The 18,980-nt window shown below is 70.1% G+C and carries 16 protein-coding genes, 2 tRNA genes and 1 pseudogene; 6 read left to right on the plus strand and 13 right to left on the minus strand.

All coding sequences use genetic code 11. The features are described 5' to 3' along the window. Positions 1–303: 303 nt before the first annotated feature. The gene (locus CDO52_RS25880; RefSeq protein ID WP_017618517.1) at positions 304–663 is read right to left on the minus strand and encodes a hypothetical protein; all 360 of its coding nucleotides are present in this window, start codon (positions 661–663) and stop codon (positions 304–306) included. A 179-nt stretch (positions 664–842) separates the two neighbouring features. Here CDO52_RS25880 and CDO52_RS25885 point away from each other — a divergent pair, with 179 nt between their 5' ends. Next, entirely contained in the window at positions 843–1,472 is a 630-nt protein-coding gene (locus CDO52_RS25885) for a hypothetical protein (RefSeq protein WP_017618516.1), read from the plus strand. Between the two features lie 218 nt (positions 1,473–1,690). On the opposite strand, the gene CDO52_RS25890 is transcribed toward CDO52_RS25885, so the two are convergent. The 7 genes and pseudogenes from CDO52_RS25890 to topA all read right to left on the minus strand — a co-directional run bounded on the left by CDO52_RS25890 (position 1,691) and on the right by topA (position 11,414). Beyond that, positions 1,691–1,763: transfer RNA gene (locus CDO52_RS25890), tRNA-Thr, on the minus strand. A gap of 115 nt (positions 1,764–1,878) precedes the next feature. Then, positions 1,879–3,420: an alpha/beta hydrolase gene (locus CDO52_RS25895; RefSeq protein ID WP_017618515.1), complete on the minus strand. Its 1,542-nt coding sequence runs from the start codon at positions 3,418–3,420 to the stop codon at positions 1,879–1,881. Continuing rightward, positions 3,417–4,256: a PSP1 domain-containing protein gene (locus tag CDO52_RS25900; RefSeq protein WP_017618514.1), complete on the minus strand. Its 840-nt coding sequence runs from the start codon at positions 4,254–4,256 to the stop codon at positions 3,417–3,419. The genes CDO52_RS25895 and CDO52_RS25900 overlap by 4 nt, the downstream gene beginning before the upstream one ends. Positions 4,257–4,364: 108 nt before the next feature. Continuing rightward, positions 4,365–5,537 (minus strand): DNA polymerase III subunit delta', encoded by a 1,173-nt coding sequence (locus tag CDO52_RS25905; protein WP_017618513.1) that lies wholly within the window; start codon positions 5,535–5,537, stop codon positions 4,365–4,367. A gap of 153 nt (positions 5,538–5,690) precedes the next feature. Then, positions 5,691–7,562 carry a dTMP kinase gene (gene tmk, locus CDO52_RS28380; protein ID WP_232524330.1) on the minus strand — a complete coding sequence of 624 codons (1,872 nt, stop codon included), beginning with the start codon at positions 7,560–7,562 and terminating at the stop codon, positions 5,691–5,693. 1 nt (position 7,563) lies between these two features. After that, positions 7,564–8,205: pseudogene (locus CDO52_RS29710) on the minus strand (MFS transporter); the annotation flags it as partial. A 353-nt stretch (positions 8,206–8,558) separates the two neighbouring features. Further along, positions 8,559–11,414: a type I DNA topoisomerase gene (topA, locus tag CDO52_RS25920; RefSeq protein ID WP_017618511.1), complete on the minus strand. Its 2,856-nt coding sequence runs from the start codon at positions 11,412–11,414 to the stop codon at positions 8,559–8,561. 237 nt (positions 11,415–11,651) lie between these two features. Between topA and CDO52_RS25925 the strand changes: the two genes are divergently transcribed. Next, the gene (locus tag CDO52_RS25925) at positions 11,652–11,837 is read left to right on the plus strand and encodes a DUF5703 family protein (protein ID WP_026125768.1); all 186 of its coding nucleotides are present in this window, start codon (positions 11,652–11,654) and stop codon (positions 11,835–11,837) included. A 519-nt stretch (positions 11,838–12,356) separates the two neighbouring features. On the opposite strand, the gene CDO52_RS25930 is transcribed toward CDO52_RS25925, so the two are convergent. The 3 genes from CDO52_RS25930 to CDO52_RS25940 form a co-directional block, all read right to left on the minus strand. Further along, a complete protein-coding gene (locus CDO52_RS25930; protein ID WP_152471599.1) occupies positions 12,357–12,743 on the minus strand; it encodes a hypothetical protein in 387 nt (128 codons plus the stop codon). 652 nt (positions 12,744–13,395) lie between these two features. Then, positions 13,396–14,523 (minus strand): hypothetical protein, encoded by a 1,128-nt coding sequence (locus tag CDO52_RS25935; protein ID WP_017618508.1) that lies wholly within the window; start codon positions 14,521–14,523, stop codon positions 13,396–13,398. A gap of 244 nt (positions 14,524–14,767) precedes the next feature. Then, complete coding sequence (locus CDO52_RS25940) at positions 14,768–16,120, minus strand: M20/M25/M40 family metallo-hydrolase (protein WP_394340769.1); 1,353 nt, start codon at positions 16,118–16,120, stop codon at positions 14,768–14,770. Positions 16,121–16,229: 109 nt separating this feature from the next. Here CDO52_RS25940 and CDO52_RS25945 point away from each other — a divergent pair. Next, positions 16,230–16,314 (plus strand) — tRNA-Leu (locus CDO52_RS25945). 255 nt (positions 16,315–16,569) lie between these two features. Here the strand turns inward: CDO52_RS25945 and CDO52_RS25955 are convergent. Then, positions 16,570–17,118 carry an Asp23/Gls24 family envelope stress response protein gene (locus CDO52_RS25955; protein WP_017618506.1) on the minus strand — a complete coding sequence of 183 codons (549 nt, stop codon included), beginning with the start codon at positions 17,116–17,118 and terminating at the stop codon, positions 16,570–16,572. Beyond that, positions 17,109–17,660, minus strand: coding sequence for an RNA polymerase sigma factor (locus CDO52_RS25960; protein ID WP_017618505.1), 552 nt, complete (start codon positions 17,658–17,660; stop codon positions 17,109–17,111). The genes CDO52_RS25955 and CDO52_RS25960 overlap by 10 nt, the downstream gene beginning before the upstream one ends. Before the next feature lie 249 nt (positions 17,661–17,909). Here CDO52_RS25960 and CDO52_RS25965 point away from each other — a divergent pair, with 249 nt between their 5' ends. The 3 genes from CDO52_RS25965 to CDO52_RS25975 are packed head-to-tail and all read left to right on the plus strand — an operon-like array spanning position 17,910 to position 18,976. After that, on the plus strand, positions 17,910–18,107 hold the full coding sequence (locus tag CDO52_RS25965) for a CsbD family protein (RefSeq protein WP_017618504.1): 198 nt from the start codon (positions 17,910–17,912) through the stop codon (positions 18,105–18,107). A 31-nt stretch (positions 18,108–18,138) separates the two neighbouring features. After that, positions 18,139–18,615, plus strand: coding sequence for an Asp23/Gls24 family envelope stress response protein (locus tag CDO52_RS25970; RefSeq protein WP_017618503.1), 477 nt, complete (start codon positions 18,139–18,141; stop codon positions 18,613–18,615). After that, on the plus strand, positions 18,590–18,976 hold the full coding sequence (locus CDO52_RS25975) for a hypothetical protein (RefSeq protein ID WP_017618502.1): 387 nt from the start codon (positions 18,590–18,592) through the stop codon (positions 18,974–18,976). The genes CDO52_RS25970 and CDO52_RS25975 overlap by 26 nt, the downstream gene beginning before the upstream one ends. Positions 18,977–18,980 lie beyond the last annotated feature (4 nt).

Here is an 18,980-nt window from a genome sequence, read left to right on the forward strand (position 1 = left end):
ATCGGCCCCACACAGCATCTCCCGGCCCGGTGTCCAGCAAACTATCGCACCCGTCCGCCAGGTTGCAATGACATCTCGACCCGAGGACGGCGATAACCGGAAATCCGCGCAATCCGCACGTCGGCGCACGAGCCGTTCGTTGAAAGCGCAACCGCACCACGGAAACTGAGAAAAATCTCAGACCTCAGAAAAAGGACGAACCGCACTTCTCGCACCATCAGCGCGAGAGATGACCAGGTTTCGGAAATCCGAAATAAGCGCGTGAGGCCCGGCAACAACCCGACGCCTTCCGCCGACGCCGCATCACGGGCGCCCCAGATCGCGCAGCCGGTCGACCACCTCTCGGGACCGCCGCTGGTCCATCCCCGTCTCGTCGCGCATCACCCGCACCGCCTCGACCCCCCGGCCCAGCGCGAGTAGTTCCCGCACCCGCGCGACGGTCTGCGCCGGGACCGGCTCATCGGCCTCGGCCGCGTCGCCCCCATCGGCCGCACTGACCAATGTGTAACCACCGACCGGCGCACCCGGCTCCGGGACAGCGGGGCGCTGCGGCCCGGACGGGACCTCCCCCTCCCCCGGCCCGAGCCGGCCCATCACCCAGACCCCGAGGCCGAGGACCCCCACGGCCCCGAGCAACGCCACGAGCATCAACGCAAGGCTCATGACCTGGGCTTACCCAGGACACAGCCATGCTCACAACCCGTGTGCTGGGCAAACTTCGCGCGCTCCCACATGTCGTGACTCAGGTATGGACATCCCGCTTTGCGGTTGATTAGGTGGATACTCAGGGTGCGCACCCGATCACGATTTGTCGGCATCGCATGTGCTGGAAAGGACCATCCATGCCCGTGAGCGGGAACGTCATCGACCTGTCCAGAAGCCCGCAGGCCCGGACCGACGCCCACTACCTCCCCTCCTACACGGTGCTCGGCACCCCCATCGACATCGACAACCCCCGCTTCACCAACCCGCACGTCACAGGTGACTGGGACACATTCAGCCCCAACCCCAGCATCTATGGCTGGGCCGTGACCGTGGGCAACATCGATGTCGTCAGCGCCGCCTACGCCCAGACCGGCAACAGCTCCCAGGCCGTCAACCTCAACGGCACCGAGGTCGGCGAGATCCAGCAGGACCTGCTCACCCTCCCCGGCTACTGGGTCACGATCAAACTCCGGGCCGGCCACAACGCCTACGGCAGCTGCGAGAACAAGCTCGCCCGGTTCTGGATCCAGGTCAACGACGACGTCTCCACCCGCGTCACCTACAACCTCGGAAAACTCGCCGACCTCGTCGACGAGCCCGACAAGCAGAACTACTGGCACGAGGTCACCTACGAGTTCCGCGCCCGCGGCTTCGACTACCTCCAGCTGCACGGCGATCCCGACCCCGACAGCGGCGGTGTCTGCGGCGCGCTCGTCACCGAGGTCCGCGGCTTCCAGCGAGCGCTGACGGCCCCCGCCCCGGCTTAGGCCGCGGCGCAGAGCCGCGCCAGCTACATCACATCATCTAGCCCGGGTTCGACTGTCATGGCGCGGCGCCCACGTCCCCAGCACGGATTCGCAGAGACCGACGTGCCGTGGAGCGTGCGGCGCCGGGAGTACTCCGAGGGCCGCGTCGACCTCTGCCGCGAGCAGTGCCGAAAGCGAAAACGGCCCCTTCCGAGATCGGAAGGGGCCGTTGACCTGAGAGCCGCCTGTCGGAATCGAACCGACGACCTATTCATTACGAGTGAATCGCTCTACCGACTGAGCTAAGGCGGCCGAACCCCGGCATCGCGCGCGAGGCAGGGACCAGTCTAGCGTGCTCTGGGACCTGCCTTGTACACGATTTCCCTCGCACGGCTCTGCTCCCCATCGCCGCACCCGGCCGCGCGCCTCACTCGGTGCAGACCGTGCCGTCGTCCGGCGGTGTCCCCTCCAAGAGGTAGGCGTCCACGGCGTCGTCGACGCACAGGCTGCCTTTCCGGTAGCCGGTGTGGCCGTCGCCCTCCCGGGTGAGCAGGACCCCCGACTCCAGTCCCTTGGCCAGGCGCTCCGCCCACTCATACGGGGTCGCCGAGTCGCGCGTGGTGCCGATGACGAGGATCGGCGCCGCCCCGGGCGCGTCCATCGGCTCGGGCTCGGCCACCGCCTCCTCCGGCCAGTAGGCGCACGTCAAAGCGCCCCACGTCAGCGACGGCCCGAAGACGGGGGCCTCCTCCGCCGCCTGGTCCACCGCCTCCTCATAGGCGCCGATGTCGCGCGGGCTGGGGTGGTCGGAGCAGTTCACCGCCACGAGCGCGGCGGCGGAGTTCTCGTAGGAGTCCTCGTCAGCCCGCTCATAGAGGTCGTCGCCGAGCATCAGCAGGGCCGTGCCGTCGCCCTCGAACGCGTCGGCCAGCGCGGAGCGCACCCGCGGCCAGAAGCTCTCGCTGTACAGGGCGGCCATCACCCCCAGCTCGGCCCGGGTCCGGTTCACCTCGCGGCCGTCTCCGGTCGTGTTGCGCAGCGGCTTCTCCCCGGCCTTCTCCATCAGGCCGACGAGCTTGCCGACGCCGTCCTCCACGCTCGCGTCCTCATCTCCCAGTGGGCACTCCGTCGTGTCGAGGCAGTCCGCGACGAACGCGCGCAGCGCCGTCTCGAACCCCTGCGCCTGCTGGACGCTCAGCTCCAGCTGGTCCATGGCCGGGTCGATCGCTCCGTCGAGCACCAGCGCACGCACCCGCTCCGGAAACAGGTCGGCGTACTGCGTGCCGATGTAGGTGCCATACGACTTTCCGAGGAAGGTGAGGCCCTCGTCGCCGAGGACCGCGCGCAGCACATCCATGTCCCGCGCCACGTTGGCCGTCCCCACGTGCAGCATCAGGTCGCCGGACTGCTCCCGGCAGCCCTCGACGAACGCGCGGTTCTCCGCCTCCAGTTCCTTCAGCCCGGCGGCGGACACGTCGGCGGGGTCGGCGCCATCGCCCTCGCTGTCGTAGTCCATGGCGATGAACTCGTCCAGCTCGCCAGAGTCCAGGCAGGTCAGCGGAGCGCTGCGGCCGACCCCCCGCGGGTCGAACCCGACCACGTCGAAGCGCTCCCGGACCTGCCGGCTGACCGCGCCGGTGGCCGCGTCCACGTACTCGTACCCGGACCCGCCCGGCCCGCCGGGGTTGACGACCAGTGATCCCAGGACGTCGGACCCCGACGCGGGCAGCCGCTTGACCGCGATCTCCAGCCGTTCGCCGCCGGGGTCGTCGTAGTCGAGCGGGACCTCATAGCCGCCGCACTCGAAGCCCTCGCCGCACTCCCGCCAGTCGATGTCCTGCTGGTAGAAGGCGGCCAGCCGGTCGCTGTCCCCGCCCTCGTCCCCGTCGACCGCCGGCGTGGTGGGGGTGCACCCCGTCGCCACCAGGACCAGCGCGAGGGCGCCGCCGACCCAACCGGATCTGATCACTGGGCTCCGTTCTCGTCCTCGGCACGTTCATTCCGGGCGTGGTCGTAGGCTTGCCGCGGCCCGCAGACCGAGGCGCGGTCGCAGGCGCACCGCCGCCCTCCGTCGTTGAGCCGGACCACGACCCTATCCGCGGGCGGGTCGTGCCCGACCACGACACCGTCGCCCTCCGGCGTGCCCACCTCGGCGCCCGTCCGCGGGGCATCGGCGCGGAACTCGGCATAGAGCGGATGCTCGAATTTCAAGCAGCACATCAGTCTGCCGCACGCACCGGAAATGCGCATGGGGTTCACCGGCAGGTCCTGGTCCTTGGCCATGCGGAGCGACACCGGTTCGAACTCGGTGAGGAAGGTGGCGCAGCACAGGTCCCGGCCGCACGAGCCGATGCCGCCCTGCAACCGCGCCTCGTCGCGCGCGCCGACCTGGCGCAGCTCCACCCGGGCGTCCAGCCTCCGGGAGAGCTCGCGCGGGATGCCGCGGAAGTCGACCCGCCGCGCGGCCGTGAAGTACACCAGGAAGACGCGGTCGGCGTAGTCGATACCGACGACCTTGATGGGCAGGCGCCGCTCCCGCAGCACCCGCTTGACCACCGCCCGTGCCTCCGCCCGGCGGCGTCGGTTGCGTTCGTCGCGCGCGACGTCGGCCTCCGTCGCGATCCCCGCGCAGACGGGTAAGCCCTCGACGTCCTCGCTCACCCACTGCGGCGCCCAGACGCACTCGGCCACCTCGGGACCGGCGTCCGTGGGCACCAGGACCCTGTCACCCACCGCCGGGCTCACATCGCCCGGATCGAGGTAGTAGAGCCGCCCGTACCGCTCAAAGCTGACCGCCATCATCATGCCCACGCGCTCACCCTATGATCGCGGTCACATCAGCGGGGCGCGTTCCGGTGTCACGATCGTGTTCTCGCGGTCACCCCGAGTGCGGCGGCGCCTGCCGCGGCGGCCTCACGCCGTGTAGAGCGCAGCCGTCATCGCCTCCATGGCGATCTGCGGGTGCACGTTTGCGCCGATGCGCTCGCGGCACTCCATGATGGCGTCGATCCGGCGCAGGGTGGACTCGGGTGAGGACGCCCGGGCGACGCGCGTCAGGTCGGTCTGCTGACTGGCGGTCGACAGCTCCACCCGCGCGCCCAGCTGCATGGCCAGGACGTCGCGGTAGAAGGCGACCAGGTCCATCAGCGCGACGTCATAGGTGTCGCGCTTGATCCTGGTCGCGCGCCGCTTCTGCCGTTCCTCCAGGTCCTTGAGGGCACCCGCCGCCCCCCGGACGGCCTTGGCGACGCCCTTGCCGGTCGCGCCCTCGCCGTAGGCCGCCTTGAGGTCGGACTTCTCCGCCTCGTCGAGGGCACTCGTGGTGGCCTTCGCCTCGGACTCGGCCAGCTCATACAGCCGTGCGGCGGCGGACACGCAGGCGCCCAGCCCGTCCAGGCGGGCGGGGATCGCCAGCACCTCCGAGCGGCGCTGGCGCGCCTCCTCATCGGTGGCCAGGCGCCGCGCCCGCTCGATCTGGCCCGCGGAGGCCCGCGCCGCTTCGGCCGCCGTGACCGGGTCCACGCCGTCGCGGTGGACCAGCGCGTCGAGCACCGCCTGGGTCGTGGGCGTGCGCAGGGCTACCAGGCGGCAGCGGGAGCGGATGGTGACCAGCATGTCCTCGGCAGTGGGCGTGCACAGCAGCCATACCGTCCGCGGGGAGGGTTCCTCCACGGCCTTGAGGAGGGCGTTGGAGGCGGCCTCGGTCGCGCGGTCGGCGTCCTCGAAGAGCACGATCCGGAAGCGGCCCCCGGACGCGCTTGACGCCGCCTTCAGCACCAGCTCGCGGGTCTGGGCGACCCCGAAGCTCAGCCCGCTGGGCCGGATGAAGAGGACGTCGGCGTGCGTACCGGTGAGGACCTGGTGGCAGGAGTCGCACTGCCCGCAACCACCGTCGCGGCACTGCAACGCGGCGGCGAACGCGCGCGCGGCGTCGGCGCGGCCGGCCCCGGGCGGACCGGTGAACAGCCAGGCGTGCGTCATCCCGCCGCCCGCACCACCGGCCAGCTGCTCGTCCGCCGCGTGCACGGCCGAACGCAGCTGCTCGATCACCGTGTCCTGGCCCACCAGGTCATCGAAGACACTCATCGCCCCTCAGCATAGGCGCCGCCACCCACGTAAAGGGCTCCGACGACGAAGCCCCGGCGTGCTCCCGCTGTCGACGGGTGCGCGCCGGGGCCGAACGGCTGACGCGGCGCCGGGGTCAGCGCACTCACCTCGCGCTCCCACCCCGGCACACGGTCACTCCTTGATGATCGGCATCATCCCCGTGATCGCCTCGGCGTCCTGCGGGACGGGGTCGGGCAGGATCGGCCGGACCCGGCGCTGGATCTCCCGGGTGATGTCCTCCTGCGCTCCCTGGGCGTCGACGACCAGGTAGCGCTCGGGCTCGCCCTCGGCGAGCCGACGGAAACCGGCCCGGACGCGCTCATGGAAGTCCTCGGACTCCGACTCGATGCGGTCGGTGGTCCCGCCGAGCCGCGCCAGGCCGGAAGCGGGCGGAACGTCGAGCAGGACGGTGAGGTCGGGGACGAGCTCGTCGGTGGCCCACTCGTTGATCCGGCGGATCTCCCCGACCGACAGCTCGCGTCCGGCCCCCTGGTAGGCGAGCGTGGAGTCGACGTAGCGGTCGCTGATGACGATCGCCCCGCGGCGCAGGGCCGGGAGGATCACCTGGGACACGTGGTCGGCGCGGTCGGCCCCGTACAGCAGCGCTTCGGCCCGCGGGGACATGCCCGTCTGGTCCTTGTCGAGCAGGAGCGCACGCAGCCGCATGCCGAGCTTGGTGGAGCCCGGCTCGCGGGTCGTCACGACCTCGAAGCCCTCGTCGCGCAGCCAGATCGACAGCTGGCGCGCCTGCGTGGACTTTCCGGCGCCCTCGCCGCCCTCCAGGACGATGAAGGTGCCCGGGAGCCGCTCGTCCTCCTTCTCCGGGCCGACCGGAACGCCGCGCAGGACCGCGATCAGCTCGGCGAACAGCGAGACCTCGGAGCCCTCGTCCACCTGACGGTAGGAGAGCACGGCCAGCAGGAGCGCCGTCAACCCGGCGAGCACGAGCACCGCGCCGGCGCCCAGGACGTCGTAGCCGAGATCGCGGACGTCGAGGCGGTGGTCGCCGATGAGCCCGGCGATCAGCGGTGCGACCGTGAGCGAGACCAGCAGCAGCACCCGGGCGGCGGTGTGCAGGAACGCGAGGGTGCGCTCACGGAGGTCGCCCTCGATCTCCCGCGCCAGCAGGCCCGTGCCGATGACCCAGGCGATCCCGACGCCCACACCGGTGATCGAGGCCAGGACGGCGGCCAGCACCATGTTCGGAATCAGGCCGGTGAGCAGGAGGGCGGCACCGGAGACGCCGACGCTGAGGGCGAAGAGGCGACGGCGGTTGAGGGCGCGCAGCACGCGGGGGCCGACGAAGGCGCCCAGCGCCATCCCGGCGGAGACGGCCGCGAACAGGACGCCGAACCCGGCGTTGCCCGCGGCCAGGCGGTCCACGAGGATCCGGCCGACGCCGATGACGACGACGCTGGTCGCGAAGGCGCCGAGCATGCCCAGGAGCAGCCCGCGCACCAGCGGGGTGATCCCGGCGAAGCGCATGCCGTCCCAGAACGTGCGGAGCATGTTCTCCGGAACGCGTCCGGGGGTCACCGCGGGACGCGGGGACGCCGCACCCTGCCGCGGCGGCTGTCCCTGCTGCCCGCCCGACGGGCCCGGGGGAACCTGGGCGGCCGACGGCGTCGGCGGAGCCGGCCGCTCCCGCTCCTGGCCCCGATCGCCCCCGGCGGCTAGCTCGGAGGTCCCGGACGTCGAGATGCGCTCCGTGGTCTCGTCACCGGCGCCGAGGTGGGGAACCTGCTCGGTGGTCTCCTCGCCCGCGCCGAGGTGCTGGATCTCCTCGGTCGTCTCCTCACCCGCTCCCAGGTGGCCGATCTGCTCCGTGCGCTCGTCATCCGACGAGCCCAGCGGGGCGATCTCTGCGGTCTTCTCGTCTCCCGAGGCCGGGATGGCCGCGGCCGGAGGGGCGGTCGGGCCTGCGGGGTCGTCGGCGGCTCGGGAGCCCCGACGGGGCGGGACCGCCCGCCCCGGCCCGCTGGCTCGGCGCGCCCGGCGTGGCACCCGGCAGCCGCCAGTCGACGACGGCCGCGGCGAGGAAGGCGACACCGTTGGCGTACAGCGCGATGTCGGCCGCGGGGGTGTCCAGTGCTGGGAACAGCCCGGCGAGCAGGACGCTGACGGACGCCAGAAGCGCGAAGAGCACCGCGGCCGCCGGCGCGGCGCCGTAGCCGGTGATCAGGCTGATGCGGTCGGCCTGCCGCAGCTTGGCCTTGGGAACCAGGTCGGGTACGAGCGCGTCCTTGGCCGGCGCCCAGAACAGCGTGACGACGGCGGTCAGGAAGGCGGCGACCAGCAGCCAGTCGACCCGTCCCACCAGCGGGACGGAGATGTAGAGGAGGGCGCGCAGCGCGTCGCCGACCACCATGGTGAGTCGGCGGTCGACACGGTCGACCAGCAGCCCGGCGAACGGGCTGAACAGGATCGGCGGCGCGAGTTTGAGCACCGCCACGCCGCTGACAGCCGCGTACTGCGTGAACGAACCGCTGTCGTGGGTCAGGGCCGCCGCCAGCGACATCAGGGCCAGCAGGCCGAGCCAGTCGCCGAGGCTGGACAGCGAAAGCGAGACCCACAACCGGCGGAACGGCGTGATCTTGAGGACATCGCGCGCCTCGTCCGGCGCTCCAGGGGGTGCAGATCTGCTCATAACGATTAAGAGTAGCGACGCTTCCGGTCGGGAACAGATGATCAGGCGCTGGCCGCACCAGCACGGGGAAGGCGGGGTGGCGCAAGCGGCCGCCCCGACGCGGATGTGCCGCGCGACCTGGGGGCATGGATGATTCGCGGCACCCGATCCGGGATACGGCTCAGGGGTGCCGCACGCACGATGCCGCGGACCTCCGGATCGGCTGTCCGCGGCACTGTACTGCCGGGCGGGCTCGGGCGGCTACCCCGCGGGGCGCCCTGTTGCCCGTCTCTCCTCCATGTTCGACCATGTCGGCTCCCTCGGCAGCGCTTCGAGGAAGCGGAGCGAAGAAATTCCGGCCGTCGCGAGGCGATCTACTCCGCGCTGTTCGACGTGGCCGACCCGTTCTTCGTCGCGGTGCTCTTCTTCGCGGCCGTCTTCGTGGCGGTCGCGGATTTCTTGGTGGTCGACTTGGTGGTCGACTTGGTGGTCGACTTCGCGGTCGACTTGGCCGCCGCCTTCTTCGTCGTGCTCTTCTTCGCGGTGGTCTTCTTCGCCGGGGCCTTGGCGCGGCGGTCGGCGAGCAGCTCGGCGGCGCGCTCGTCGGTGATCGACTCGACCTCGTCGCCCTTCCGCAGGGAGGCGTTGGTCTCGCCGTCGGTCACGTACGGACCGAACCGGCCGTCCTTGACCACCATCGGTTTCCCGGTGTCCGGATCCTCGCCGAGCTCCCGCAGCGGCGGGGCGGCGGCAGCGCGGCGGCCCCGCTGCTTCGGCTGGGCGAACAGCTCCTTGGCCTTCTCGATGGTGACCGTGAAGATCTGGTCCTCGGTCTCCAGGGAGCGGCTGTCGGTACCCTTCTTCAGGTACGGGCCGAACCGGCCGTTCTGCACGGTGACCTGCTCATCGTCGATCTCGCCGACCACGCGCGGCAGCGACAGCAGCCGCAGCGCGTCCTCCAGGGTGACGGTCTCCAGCGACATCGACTTGAACAGCGAGGACGTGCGCGGCTTGGGGGCCGAGGCCTTGGACTTCGCCTTGCTCTTGGGCTTGGTCTCACCCTCGGCGGCGGGCTCCGGCTCTTCCAGGACCTCGGTCACGTACGGCCCGAAGCGCCCGCTCTTGGCGACGATCATGCGCCCGGTCTCCGGGTCGGTGCCGAGCTCGCGGTCGCCGCTGGGCTGGGCGAACAGCTCCTCGGCCTTCTCCTTGGTGAGCTCGTCCGGCGCCATGTCCTCGGGGACGTTGACGCGCCGCCCGTCCCACTCCATGTAGGGGCCGTAGCGACCGACGCGCATCACGATGTCGCTGTCGGGCAGCGGGAAGGAGCTGACCTCCTTGGGGTCGATCTCCCCGAGCTGGTCGCCGACCAGCTCCTTCAGCCCGGTCTCCTGCTCCTCGCCGAAGTAGAACCGGCGCAGCCAGGGCACGCGCTCGGCCTCGCCTCGAGCGATGGCGTCCAGCGCGTCCTCCATGCGGGCGGTGAACTCGTAGTCGACCAGGTTGCCGAAGTGCCGCTCCAGCAGCTGCACCACGGCGAACGCCAGGAAGGACGGCACCAGGGCCGAGCCCTTCTTGAACACGTATCCGCGGTCGAGGATGGTGCCGATGGTGGGGGTGTAGGTGGAGGGGCGGCCGATCTCGCGCTCCTCCAGCTCCTTGATCAGGGTGGCCTCGGTGTAGCGCGCCGGCGGTCGGGTCGTGTGCCCCTCGGCCTCGATGCTCAGCGCCTTGAGCGGGTCGCCCTCGTCGACCGGCGGGAGGCGCCGCTCGCGGTCGTCCAGCTCGGCGTTGGGGTCGTCGGCACCCTCGACGTAGGCCTTGAGGAAGCCGTGGAAGGTGATGATCTTGCCGGTGGCGCTGAACTCGGCCTGCTCACCCGAGGTGGAGGTGCCGTGGATCTTCACGGTCACGGACTCGCCGACGGCGTCCTTCATCTGGGAGGCGACGGTGCGCTTCCAGATGAGCTCGTAAAGCCGGAACTCCGCGCCGGTCAGGCCGGTCTCGGCAGGGGTGCGGAAGCTGTCCCCCGCGGGGCGGATGGCCTCGTGCGCCTCCTGGGCGTTCTTCACCTTGCCCGCGTACAGGCGGGGCTTGGGCGGCAGGTAGTCGGCGCCGTACAACCGGGTGACCTGGTCGCGGGCGGCGGCGATGGCGCTGTCCGACAGCGTGGTGCTGTCGGTACGCATGTAGGTGATGAACCCGTTCTCGTACAGGCGCTGGGCCACCTGCATCGTCTGCTTCGAGGAGAAGCCGAGCTTGCGCGAGGCCTCCTGCTGCATGGTGGTGGTGCGGAACGGGGCGTAGGGCGAGCGCTTGTAGGGCTTGCGCTCCACGGAACCGACCGAGAATTCGGCGCTGACCAGGCGCTCGGCCAGGCCCCGGGCGGCCTCCTCGTCTAGGTGGAGGATGCCCTTGGACGAGCGCAGCTCGCCCCGCGACGTGAAGTCGCGGCCCTGCGCCACACGGGCGCCGTCGACTGACACGAGGTTGGCGGTGAAAGTCGAGGGGTCGACACCCCCAACGGCGTCCACGGCGTCGAAGACCGACTTCAGGCCCCAATACTCGGCCGAGGTGAAGGCGATGCGCTCACGCTCGCGCTCGACCACCAGACGGGTGGCCACCGACTGCACGCGGCCCGCCGACAGCTTCGGCATGACCTTCTTCCACAGCACCGGGGAGACCTCGTAGCCGTAGAGGCGGTCGAGGATGCGGCGGGTCTCCTGGGCGTCGACGAGGCGCAGGTTGAGGTCGCGGGTGTTCTCGGCGGCGTTGCGGATGGCGTCGCGGGTGATCTCGTTGAACACCATGCGCTTGACCGGGATCTTCGGCTTGAGCTCTTCGAGCAGGTGCCAGGCGATGGCCTCGCCCTCGCGGTCCTCATCTGTGGCGAGGAGGAGCTCGTCGGCCTCGGCCACCAGCTCCTTGAGCCGCTTGACATGCGACTTCTTCTCCGCGTGCACAACGTAGAGGGGCTCGAACTCGTGGTCGACGTTCACCCCGAGCTTGGCCCACGGCTCACCCTTGTAGCGGGCCGGGATCTCGGCCGCCTTGGTCGGCAGGTCGCGGATGTGGCCGATGCTGGACTCGACGACGTACCCCGGGCCCAGATAACCGGCGATGGTCTTGGCCTTGGCCGGCGACTCGACGATGACGAGCCGGTTGCCGCCTCCTTGGCGTCCAGTGTCCTTCGAGCCGTTCTTACCGGCGCTGCCCTTCGTGGGTGGCACGCTTTTCCCCTACATCTAGCCTTGCGCTGTCATATGCGATCGCTGTTCGAATCGGACCGCGAGCCATCGGTTCCCAGCCACCGACGGTAACCGACGGCTGCAAGGATCGCTTCCCGAGGCGACGTGACCGTGCGGTTCCGTGTCGACACGGATCGTTCCCCAGAAATCGGCGTCCCGGTCATCCACGGGTACGAACGCTATGGCACGAACCCGGCCGGGAGCCGCAGAATAAGCGCAATGCTCGAGTACGAATACCGCGAACTCCGCTTCTCGCGAGGTACATCACGCAGCGCGGCCCGGCAGGCGCTTGCCGAGTGCGCGGAATACGGACGCTGGGAGCTGGCCCGGGTGCGGCTGCATTCCGACGGCAGCAGGCGCATCACGTTACGCCGCCGGATCATTCGACAGATCCGCACGATGTGATTCCCATCACACCTGGCGTGACGGACATGGAACGAGGGCGCGCGCCACCCACGTATCGCCGTGGTGTCACGCGTCGGAGCAGACTGCCTCTCAGCCCTTGTCCCCCCTGCGGCCCTGTCTGACCGTCGTTCGGCCCTTGTTCGGCCGTCGCGGATCGGCGCCGGTGGTTGTCGGTCGGTGTCGGTCTTCGTCCACAGCAAGCGGCGAGTCCCCCCGGATATTCCAGGACGACTCGCCGCTTCGACGTTGCGGTCGTCACGCCCGCCTCCCCGCTTGTCCACCGCATCACGTACGGAAACAGGGAGGCGGCCGCCTCGACTCGGCGGCCGTCGCGCCCGGTTCTCCTGCTTGTCCACCGCATCATTCACGGAACAGCAGAACGGCCGCTCCGACTCGCGGTCGCCACTCCCGGTCCCCCTGCCTGTCCACCGCATCATTCACGGGACAGGAGGACGGGTGATGACTACCGCACGCCGGTCTTTCCTCCTCGAACGCGCCGCAGCGCGCCGGGAGAGTCGCTTACAACCCCAGTTCGAGGCCGAAGGCGCTGGCCAGCTCACCGAGCGGGCCGACGGGCCGGGACTGGGGCGGGGCCGGTGCCGAACCCGTGCCCTGCTCCGACGCGACGCCGCCTTCGGGGGCGGCGCCCTCGACCGGAGTGGCCCCCTTGACCTGCGTGTTCTCCGTGGTCGGCGTGGGCTCGTCGACCGACGTGGCCTCAGACGTGGTCTCGTCGGTGGCCGCGAGACCGGGCGCCTGGTCGCCAAGGACCTGACTGTCGCTCCGCACAGCACCGTCGCCGGAGGTGACGGGGTCGCTTCCGGCGAAGGAGACGCCCGTCCCCATCGCCGCGAAGCCCGCGACGAGGAGCATGGTCTTGGCGGATGTACGAATCCACCTACGCATATGGGTTGTCCTTTCGAAACCGATGAACGTTGATTCGATGGAGTGTTCAGTTGGAACCCGTCGACCTCGGAGTCCGTCGGCCCCTGGCTTGGAGCACGGCCGCCGTGGCCTGGTGTGTGGCCCGGGGGCGGCGTACCTGGCAGGTACACCTTCGCCCGGACGAGGGGCGCGCGACGCCTTCGCGGTGTTCACGAACCTGCGTGTGTGCGCCCGGTCGGCTCCGCTCTGGCTGAGCGGAGGCTGAGGTGAACCCCGCGAACGTGGCCGCGGCCGCGGGACTCGCGTCAACCTCCCGGTCATCCGAGCTCGGGACACCGACCAGCGGGCGGGGGCGTAACCCGGGTGGCACGGGCCGCCGGGCCGGATCGCACCCGCGTCGGTCATCGGCAGTCAGCATCAGCACTCCTCAACATCAAGCGGATGCACGTCATCACGGGACAGGGAAACCCCTACGGGACAGCCGCGCACAACAGCCGCATCGGCACCGGCCCTGCTCACAACGCAGGCAGCACGGGCACGCGATGGCGCGATCGCTACGGCGCGGAGAAAGAAGGACGAAGTCGACGCAAACGCGGACGGCGGCTGGTGCGGGCACGGTGAACGGCCGCAGGCCGGGTCCGGCGGGTCCGGACCGCCCCTCGAAAAGGACCTACTAGTCGGGGGAGAACGACGGGTCGTCGGCGATTTCGCGCGCGACCAGCGTCGGGTCGCCCGGCAGCGCGACGCGCTGGGTGGGAACGCGCAGCACGTCGGCGCGGTTCATCAGGAAGCCGGGCGTTGCCGGGGTCGGCGTCCACGACGAGGAGGACGCGGACCCGGCGGAGGTGGACGTGGAGTCGGAGACACCGCCGTGCCAGACGTGGCCGTCGTTCTCCGTGTCCTCGGCGTCCCTGTCGTGCACGCCGGTCGCGCCCGGCGCTTCGGCGGCGAACGTCGCGACGTGCTCCGCCGCGTCGGCCGTCGCGTGCCGGGTGAGCAGCGGGTGCGTGGCGCCAACGTCGGCGTGCTCCCGCTTGCGACCACGCTCGTCTTCGGCGAGCGGGGCGTCGTTTCCGTTGTCCGGGGCAGAACCCGGTGCGAGACCCGTTGAGCGGGGTGTGGGCGCATTGCCGTCGGACAGGAGCGGCAGGTCGCCGGCGCGTGGAGCGCCACCGATGGTCTTGCCGAGCTGGCTCGTCAGGTGCCCGGTGGTCTCGGCCAAACCCTTCTTCCCGACCAGCCCTTCCTCGCCCACGAGTCCGTTCTCACCGACGAGCCCGTCTTTACCGGTCAAGCTCTTGGAAACGGTCGTGGTCAGCGACGACGAGGAGCGACGCAGCGACGAGTCCGCGTACCCCGTGAGCTTCTGCCCGGTGCGAACGGTTCCGCTCAGGACACCGCCGGTCTCGCGGGCCGCGCCCTTGACCACCGTGCGGGTGGTGGTACCGGCGGTCTCGGTCGTCGAGTTGACCGGGGCGGAGAGAGCCGCCGTGGTGGATTCGAGCGAAAGGTCGACCGGCAGGACGTCGCGTGTGACGTCGGCGGTCGCAGAAGCCCCGCTCTTCTTTCCGTCCTGGGCGGTGCGCTCGGCGGAGCCCGCGACGTCGGCGGCGAGGTGCCGCCCCATCTCGTGGAGGTTCTCGGAGTGGGCCTCATCGGCGTAGGAGGCGGTGCTTCCCGCCAGCAGCCAACCGGCGGCGGCGATACCGGCGACGGCGCCCAGGCGGACCAGGGTCCGCCCCAGCCACGGGCAGACCGAACAGGCGGGGACACCCCGCCGTCTCCAGTCCGCGAGCACCATGCATGCTCCTTCGTGCGACGACCCGTGACGGGTGGGACGTTGCTACTGCCAACCCATCTCTCGAAACTGAGAGTAACCGTAACATCACGACGGGCAACAATCGGCGCGCAGAGCGAGAGACACGCCGGATTTTTTCACCGGCGTGCCCCTGTGTCCGACTACGCCCGCTGTGCGACCGGAATCGGCGGTCGATCACGGTCTGACGCAGCGGCGATCAGCGGCCAGGGCCGCCGTCGCCCTCGCGTCAACTCGCCTCGATGAACCGATCCAGCACCCGCACGCCGAAACGCAGCGCGTCAACCGGCACACGCTCGTCGACCCCGTGGAACATCCCGGCGAAGTTGAGCTCGGGGGGCAGCTTCAGGGGGGCGAACCCGTAGTTGCGGATACCGAGCCGCTGGAAGCTCTTCGCGTCGGTGCCGCCGGACATGCAGTAGGGGACCGCCTTGGCGCCCGGGTCTTCGGCGAGCAGCGAGTCGGCCATCGCGCTCACGATGCCGCCCTCGAACTCGGTCTCCACGGCGGGGAGGTGATGGATGAACTCGCGCTGCACCTTCGGGCCGAGAAGCCGGTCGATCTCGGCGAAGTACTCGTCCTCCATACCGGGCAGAAAACGTCCGTCCACCTCCGCCGTGGCGGTGCCCGGAATGACATTGGCCTTGTACCCCCCGCTGAGAACAGTCGGGTTGAGGGTGTTGCGGATCGTGGCGCCGATCATGGTGGCGAGGGGACCGAGACGGGCGAGGGTTCCCTCGACGTCGTTCTCGTCGAACTCGATACCGAACTCCTCGCACACCTCCTCGAGGAAGGTGCGAACGGTCTTCGTCAACCGAATCGGGAACTCGTGCTGCCCCAGCCGCGCGACGGCGGCGGCGATCTCCGTGACGGCGTTGTCGTCATTGACCATCGACCCATGACCGGCCGTGCCGCGCGCGGTCAGGCGCATCCACGCGATGCCCTTCTCCGCGGTCTCGATCAGGTACAGCCGCCGGTCGTCAGCAACGGTGAGACTGAATCCCCCGACCTCACTGATCGCGTCGCTGCAGTCGGCGAACAGGCCGGGGTGCTCATCCACCAGCCACTGCGCACCCCACGACCCCCCGGCCTCCTCATCGGCCAGGAACGCGAGCACGATGTCCCGCGGCGGAATCCGCCCCTCGCGCATGCGCTGCCGCAGCACGGACAGCACCATCGCGTCCATGTCCTTCATGTCGACCGCACCGCGGCCCCAGACACAGCCGTCGGCGATCTCCCCGGAGAAGGGGTGATGCGTCCAGTCGTCGGCATCGGCGGGGACCACATCCAGGTGCCCATGGATCAACAACGGCGGCCGACTGGAGTCGGCCCCGGTGATCCGCGCCACGACGCTGCTCCGCCCTGGATGCTTCTCATAGATCGTGGACTCGACCCCGACCTCATCGAGCTTCTCGGCCACATACTCCGCCGCCACCCGCTCCCCGGGACCGGAGTGATCCCCGTAGTTAGAGGTGTCGATGGCGATGAGCTCCCGGCACAGGTCGACAACCTCACCCTCGGCCGGACTCATGCCCTCCGTCTCTCCCACCACGTCCACCAGCTCCCTTCGGGATCGTCGCATCCGTCAACCGACCCTCCCATGGTCCCGCCCCAAGGTTTTCCGTGTACGTCGGACCCCAGACCTTTGCTATGGTTAACCATGTCCGGCGCGGGAAGCGCCTGACAGCACTGTCCGGGTGGCGGAATAGGTAGACGCGCTAGCTTGAGGTGCTAGTGCCCGTTAAGGGCATGGGGGTTCAAGTCCCCCCTCGGACACTTTCGATTCGCACACGTCGTGGAGGCGCGGTTTGATCCGTGCCTCCACGATTCGTGTTTCCGGGTGGTATTCGAGGTACAGCCCCATCTTCGCGTAGAGGTCGGCCTTGTCCTCCGGATCCGCGCGATGGACCACCGCAGCGAGCCCGGTGATCCCTTTCCACCATCGCGGCGGTCCCATCGCGCGTCAGACGCTGTTTCCACGTAGCGCACCCTTCCGCGCGTCGGAATGGCCGCGCGCGTACCGGATTTCCGTCAGCGTCCGTCTTCGACGTCGAGCACGGAGATGTCCAACCGGGCGGTCCTCCAGCCGAGCTGGTCGCGGACGACCTCGGCCACCCGCGTGCGCAGAGCGGCGTCCACCCGCGGGACAGGAGTGCCCACGTGCAGCCGTACGCGCAACTCGATTTCGATCCCGTCCTCGCCCTCGATGAGCTCCGCGACGCGGGCGTCGGCCACACCGGGGACGTCCTCTGCCGCCGTGCGCAGCACGGCGGCCGCAGCCGAGCGCCTGACCCGGGTCACCCCCTCCTCCTCTCCAGGCACCCGCAGGGCTCGGCGCGACCTCGGGTCGGCGCGGACCAGCCGCATCACGTCGTCGAGTAGGTGCGGTGGAGCCACCACGCGCTCCGCGGCGAGCTCGGACCGGGCGGCGAGCAGCACGCCGTGCTCCTCGACCGCCGCGCGGCAGTGCGGGCACCGCAGTTCATGCTCGGTCGGCTCGCCGTCGCGCTCGTGCGCCAGAACCGTGTCGATGTCGGAGCCGCACGGCAGCCGTTCATAGTCGGTGTGCTCTATCGCCATGGCTTCAGCGCCTCCACGAGGTGGGATCGGGCACGGTGGATGCGGCCGCGGACGGCGTCCGTCGTCACACCGACGGTCTCAGCGATCTCGCCGTAGGTCATCTGCTCCATCTCGTACAGGATCCAGCAGACGCGCTGCTGCGGCGGAAGGTCGAGGAGGGCCTGGGCGAGGGCATCGCGCAGGCCGCTGGCGACCGTGTGGTGTTCGGGCCCGGCGCCGCGGCCGGTCCGCTCGCCTTCCAGGAGGTCGCTCGGCGACTCAGGGGTGCGCGCTCGCGCCGTATTCAGAGCGCGGCGCGTGACGATGCGGTAGAGCCACGCCCGGAATGTCGCTGGATCGTCCAGGTCGGGGAGGCGGCGCCATGCCGCGACGAGCGCCTCCTGCGACGCGTCCGCGGCGTCCGCCGGATCGTTCAGGACGCGCAAGGCGATCCGGTACACGGTGTCCTGATGCCGCCGAACCAGCACCTCGAACGCCGCGGCGTCGCCGTCCCGGGCGCGCTTGACCAGCGCCGTGTCGTCACAATACGGGGTATTTGCCATTCATCCGCCTGCGTCCGCAGCCACCCAGCCATATTACGCATAGTATTTCTGTATACACGGTCTGTGATAATCCGACGGGGGTGTCGGCCGCCTCGAATGTGTCCCAGCTCACATTCGATTCCGCGTGAGGATGCGGGGGGCACGCGTGTCCTTAGGGGTGCGCGCTACTACCGGTAACACGGAAGCGCGATCGCTCCTCCCGGCACCGACGGGGCGGAGCGCGACACGAACGAACAGGGGGAACGAACGATGGGCAACATCGAGAACGAGTTCGAGAACGCCAAGGGCAAAGCCAAGGAGACCGCCGGCAAGGCCATGGGGGACTCCGAGCTGGAGACCGAGGGCAAGCTCGACCAGGCCAAGGCCGGGATCGAGGACGCCGCGGAGGACGTCAAGGAGAAGGCCGGAGAGACCGCCGAGAAGATCAAGAACGTCTTCAAGCGCTGAGCCGCCATGCACTGCACGGGGGGATGGAACAGTGACCGATTCGAAAGCAGAGCCCAAGGTGCCTGAAGCACGCGAGAAGAACGCCTCCGGGGCCGACGCCCGTGAGCTGGTAACGGCGAAGGGCACGACCTCGATCGCCGACCACGTCGTCGCGAAGATCGCGGGCATGGCCGCGCGGGAGGTGGGCGGCGTGCACAGCATGGGCGGCGGCGCCGCCCGGGCTTTCGGGGCCATGCGCGACCGGATTCCCGGCGCCACGACCTCCGGGACCGCTGCACGTGGAGTGTCCGTGGAGGTGGGCGAGCGCCAGACGGCGGCCGACATCGATCTGGTGATCGAGTACGGGGTGTCCATCCCCGACCTGGCGGCGGCGGTACGCCGCAACGTCATCACCGCCGTGGAGCGGATGACGGGCCTGGAGGTCACCGAGGTCAACATCACCATTGACGACATCTACCTGCCCGACGACGAGGTCGACGACGGTGGATCCGAGCCGCGCGTCCAGTGAGTCCCGCGCCTCCCGCCCGCACTCCAGGGCGGGAGGCGCGGACTCGGCGACCGGAGCGGGCGGCGCGGACCACCGTGCGCGGATCGCGCGGGAGATCGCCAACCGGGTGCGCGGCCTCTCCGAGGTCGTCGACCTGTCGGCGGGTGCCTTCCGCACCACCGCCACGTTTACCCCGGGAGACCGGATCGAGGGTGTGTCGGTGCGCGAGAACGCCGTCGCGATCGGGGTCGTGCTGCGCTGCGGCCGGCCGATCCCGGAGGTCGCGGAGGAGATCCGCGCGCTGGTCGCACCGATGGCACCGGGACGGCGCGTGGACGTGTCCGTCGAGGACGTGGCCGCCGACGTCGCGGACCGGGGTTGATCCG

It is taken from the genome of Nocardiopsis gilva YIM 90087 (genome assembly GCF_002263495.1).
Lineage (GTDB): Bacteria > Actinomycetota > Actinomycetes > Streptosporangiales > Streptosporangiaceae > Nocardiopsis_C > Nocardiopsis_C gilva.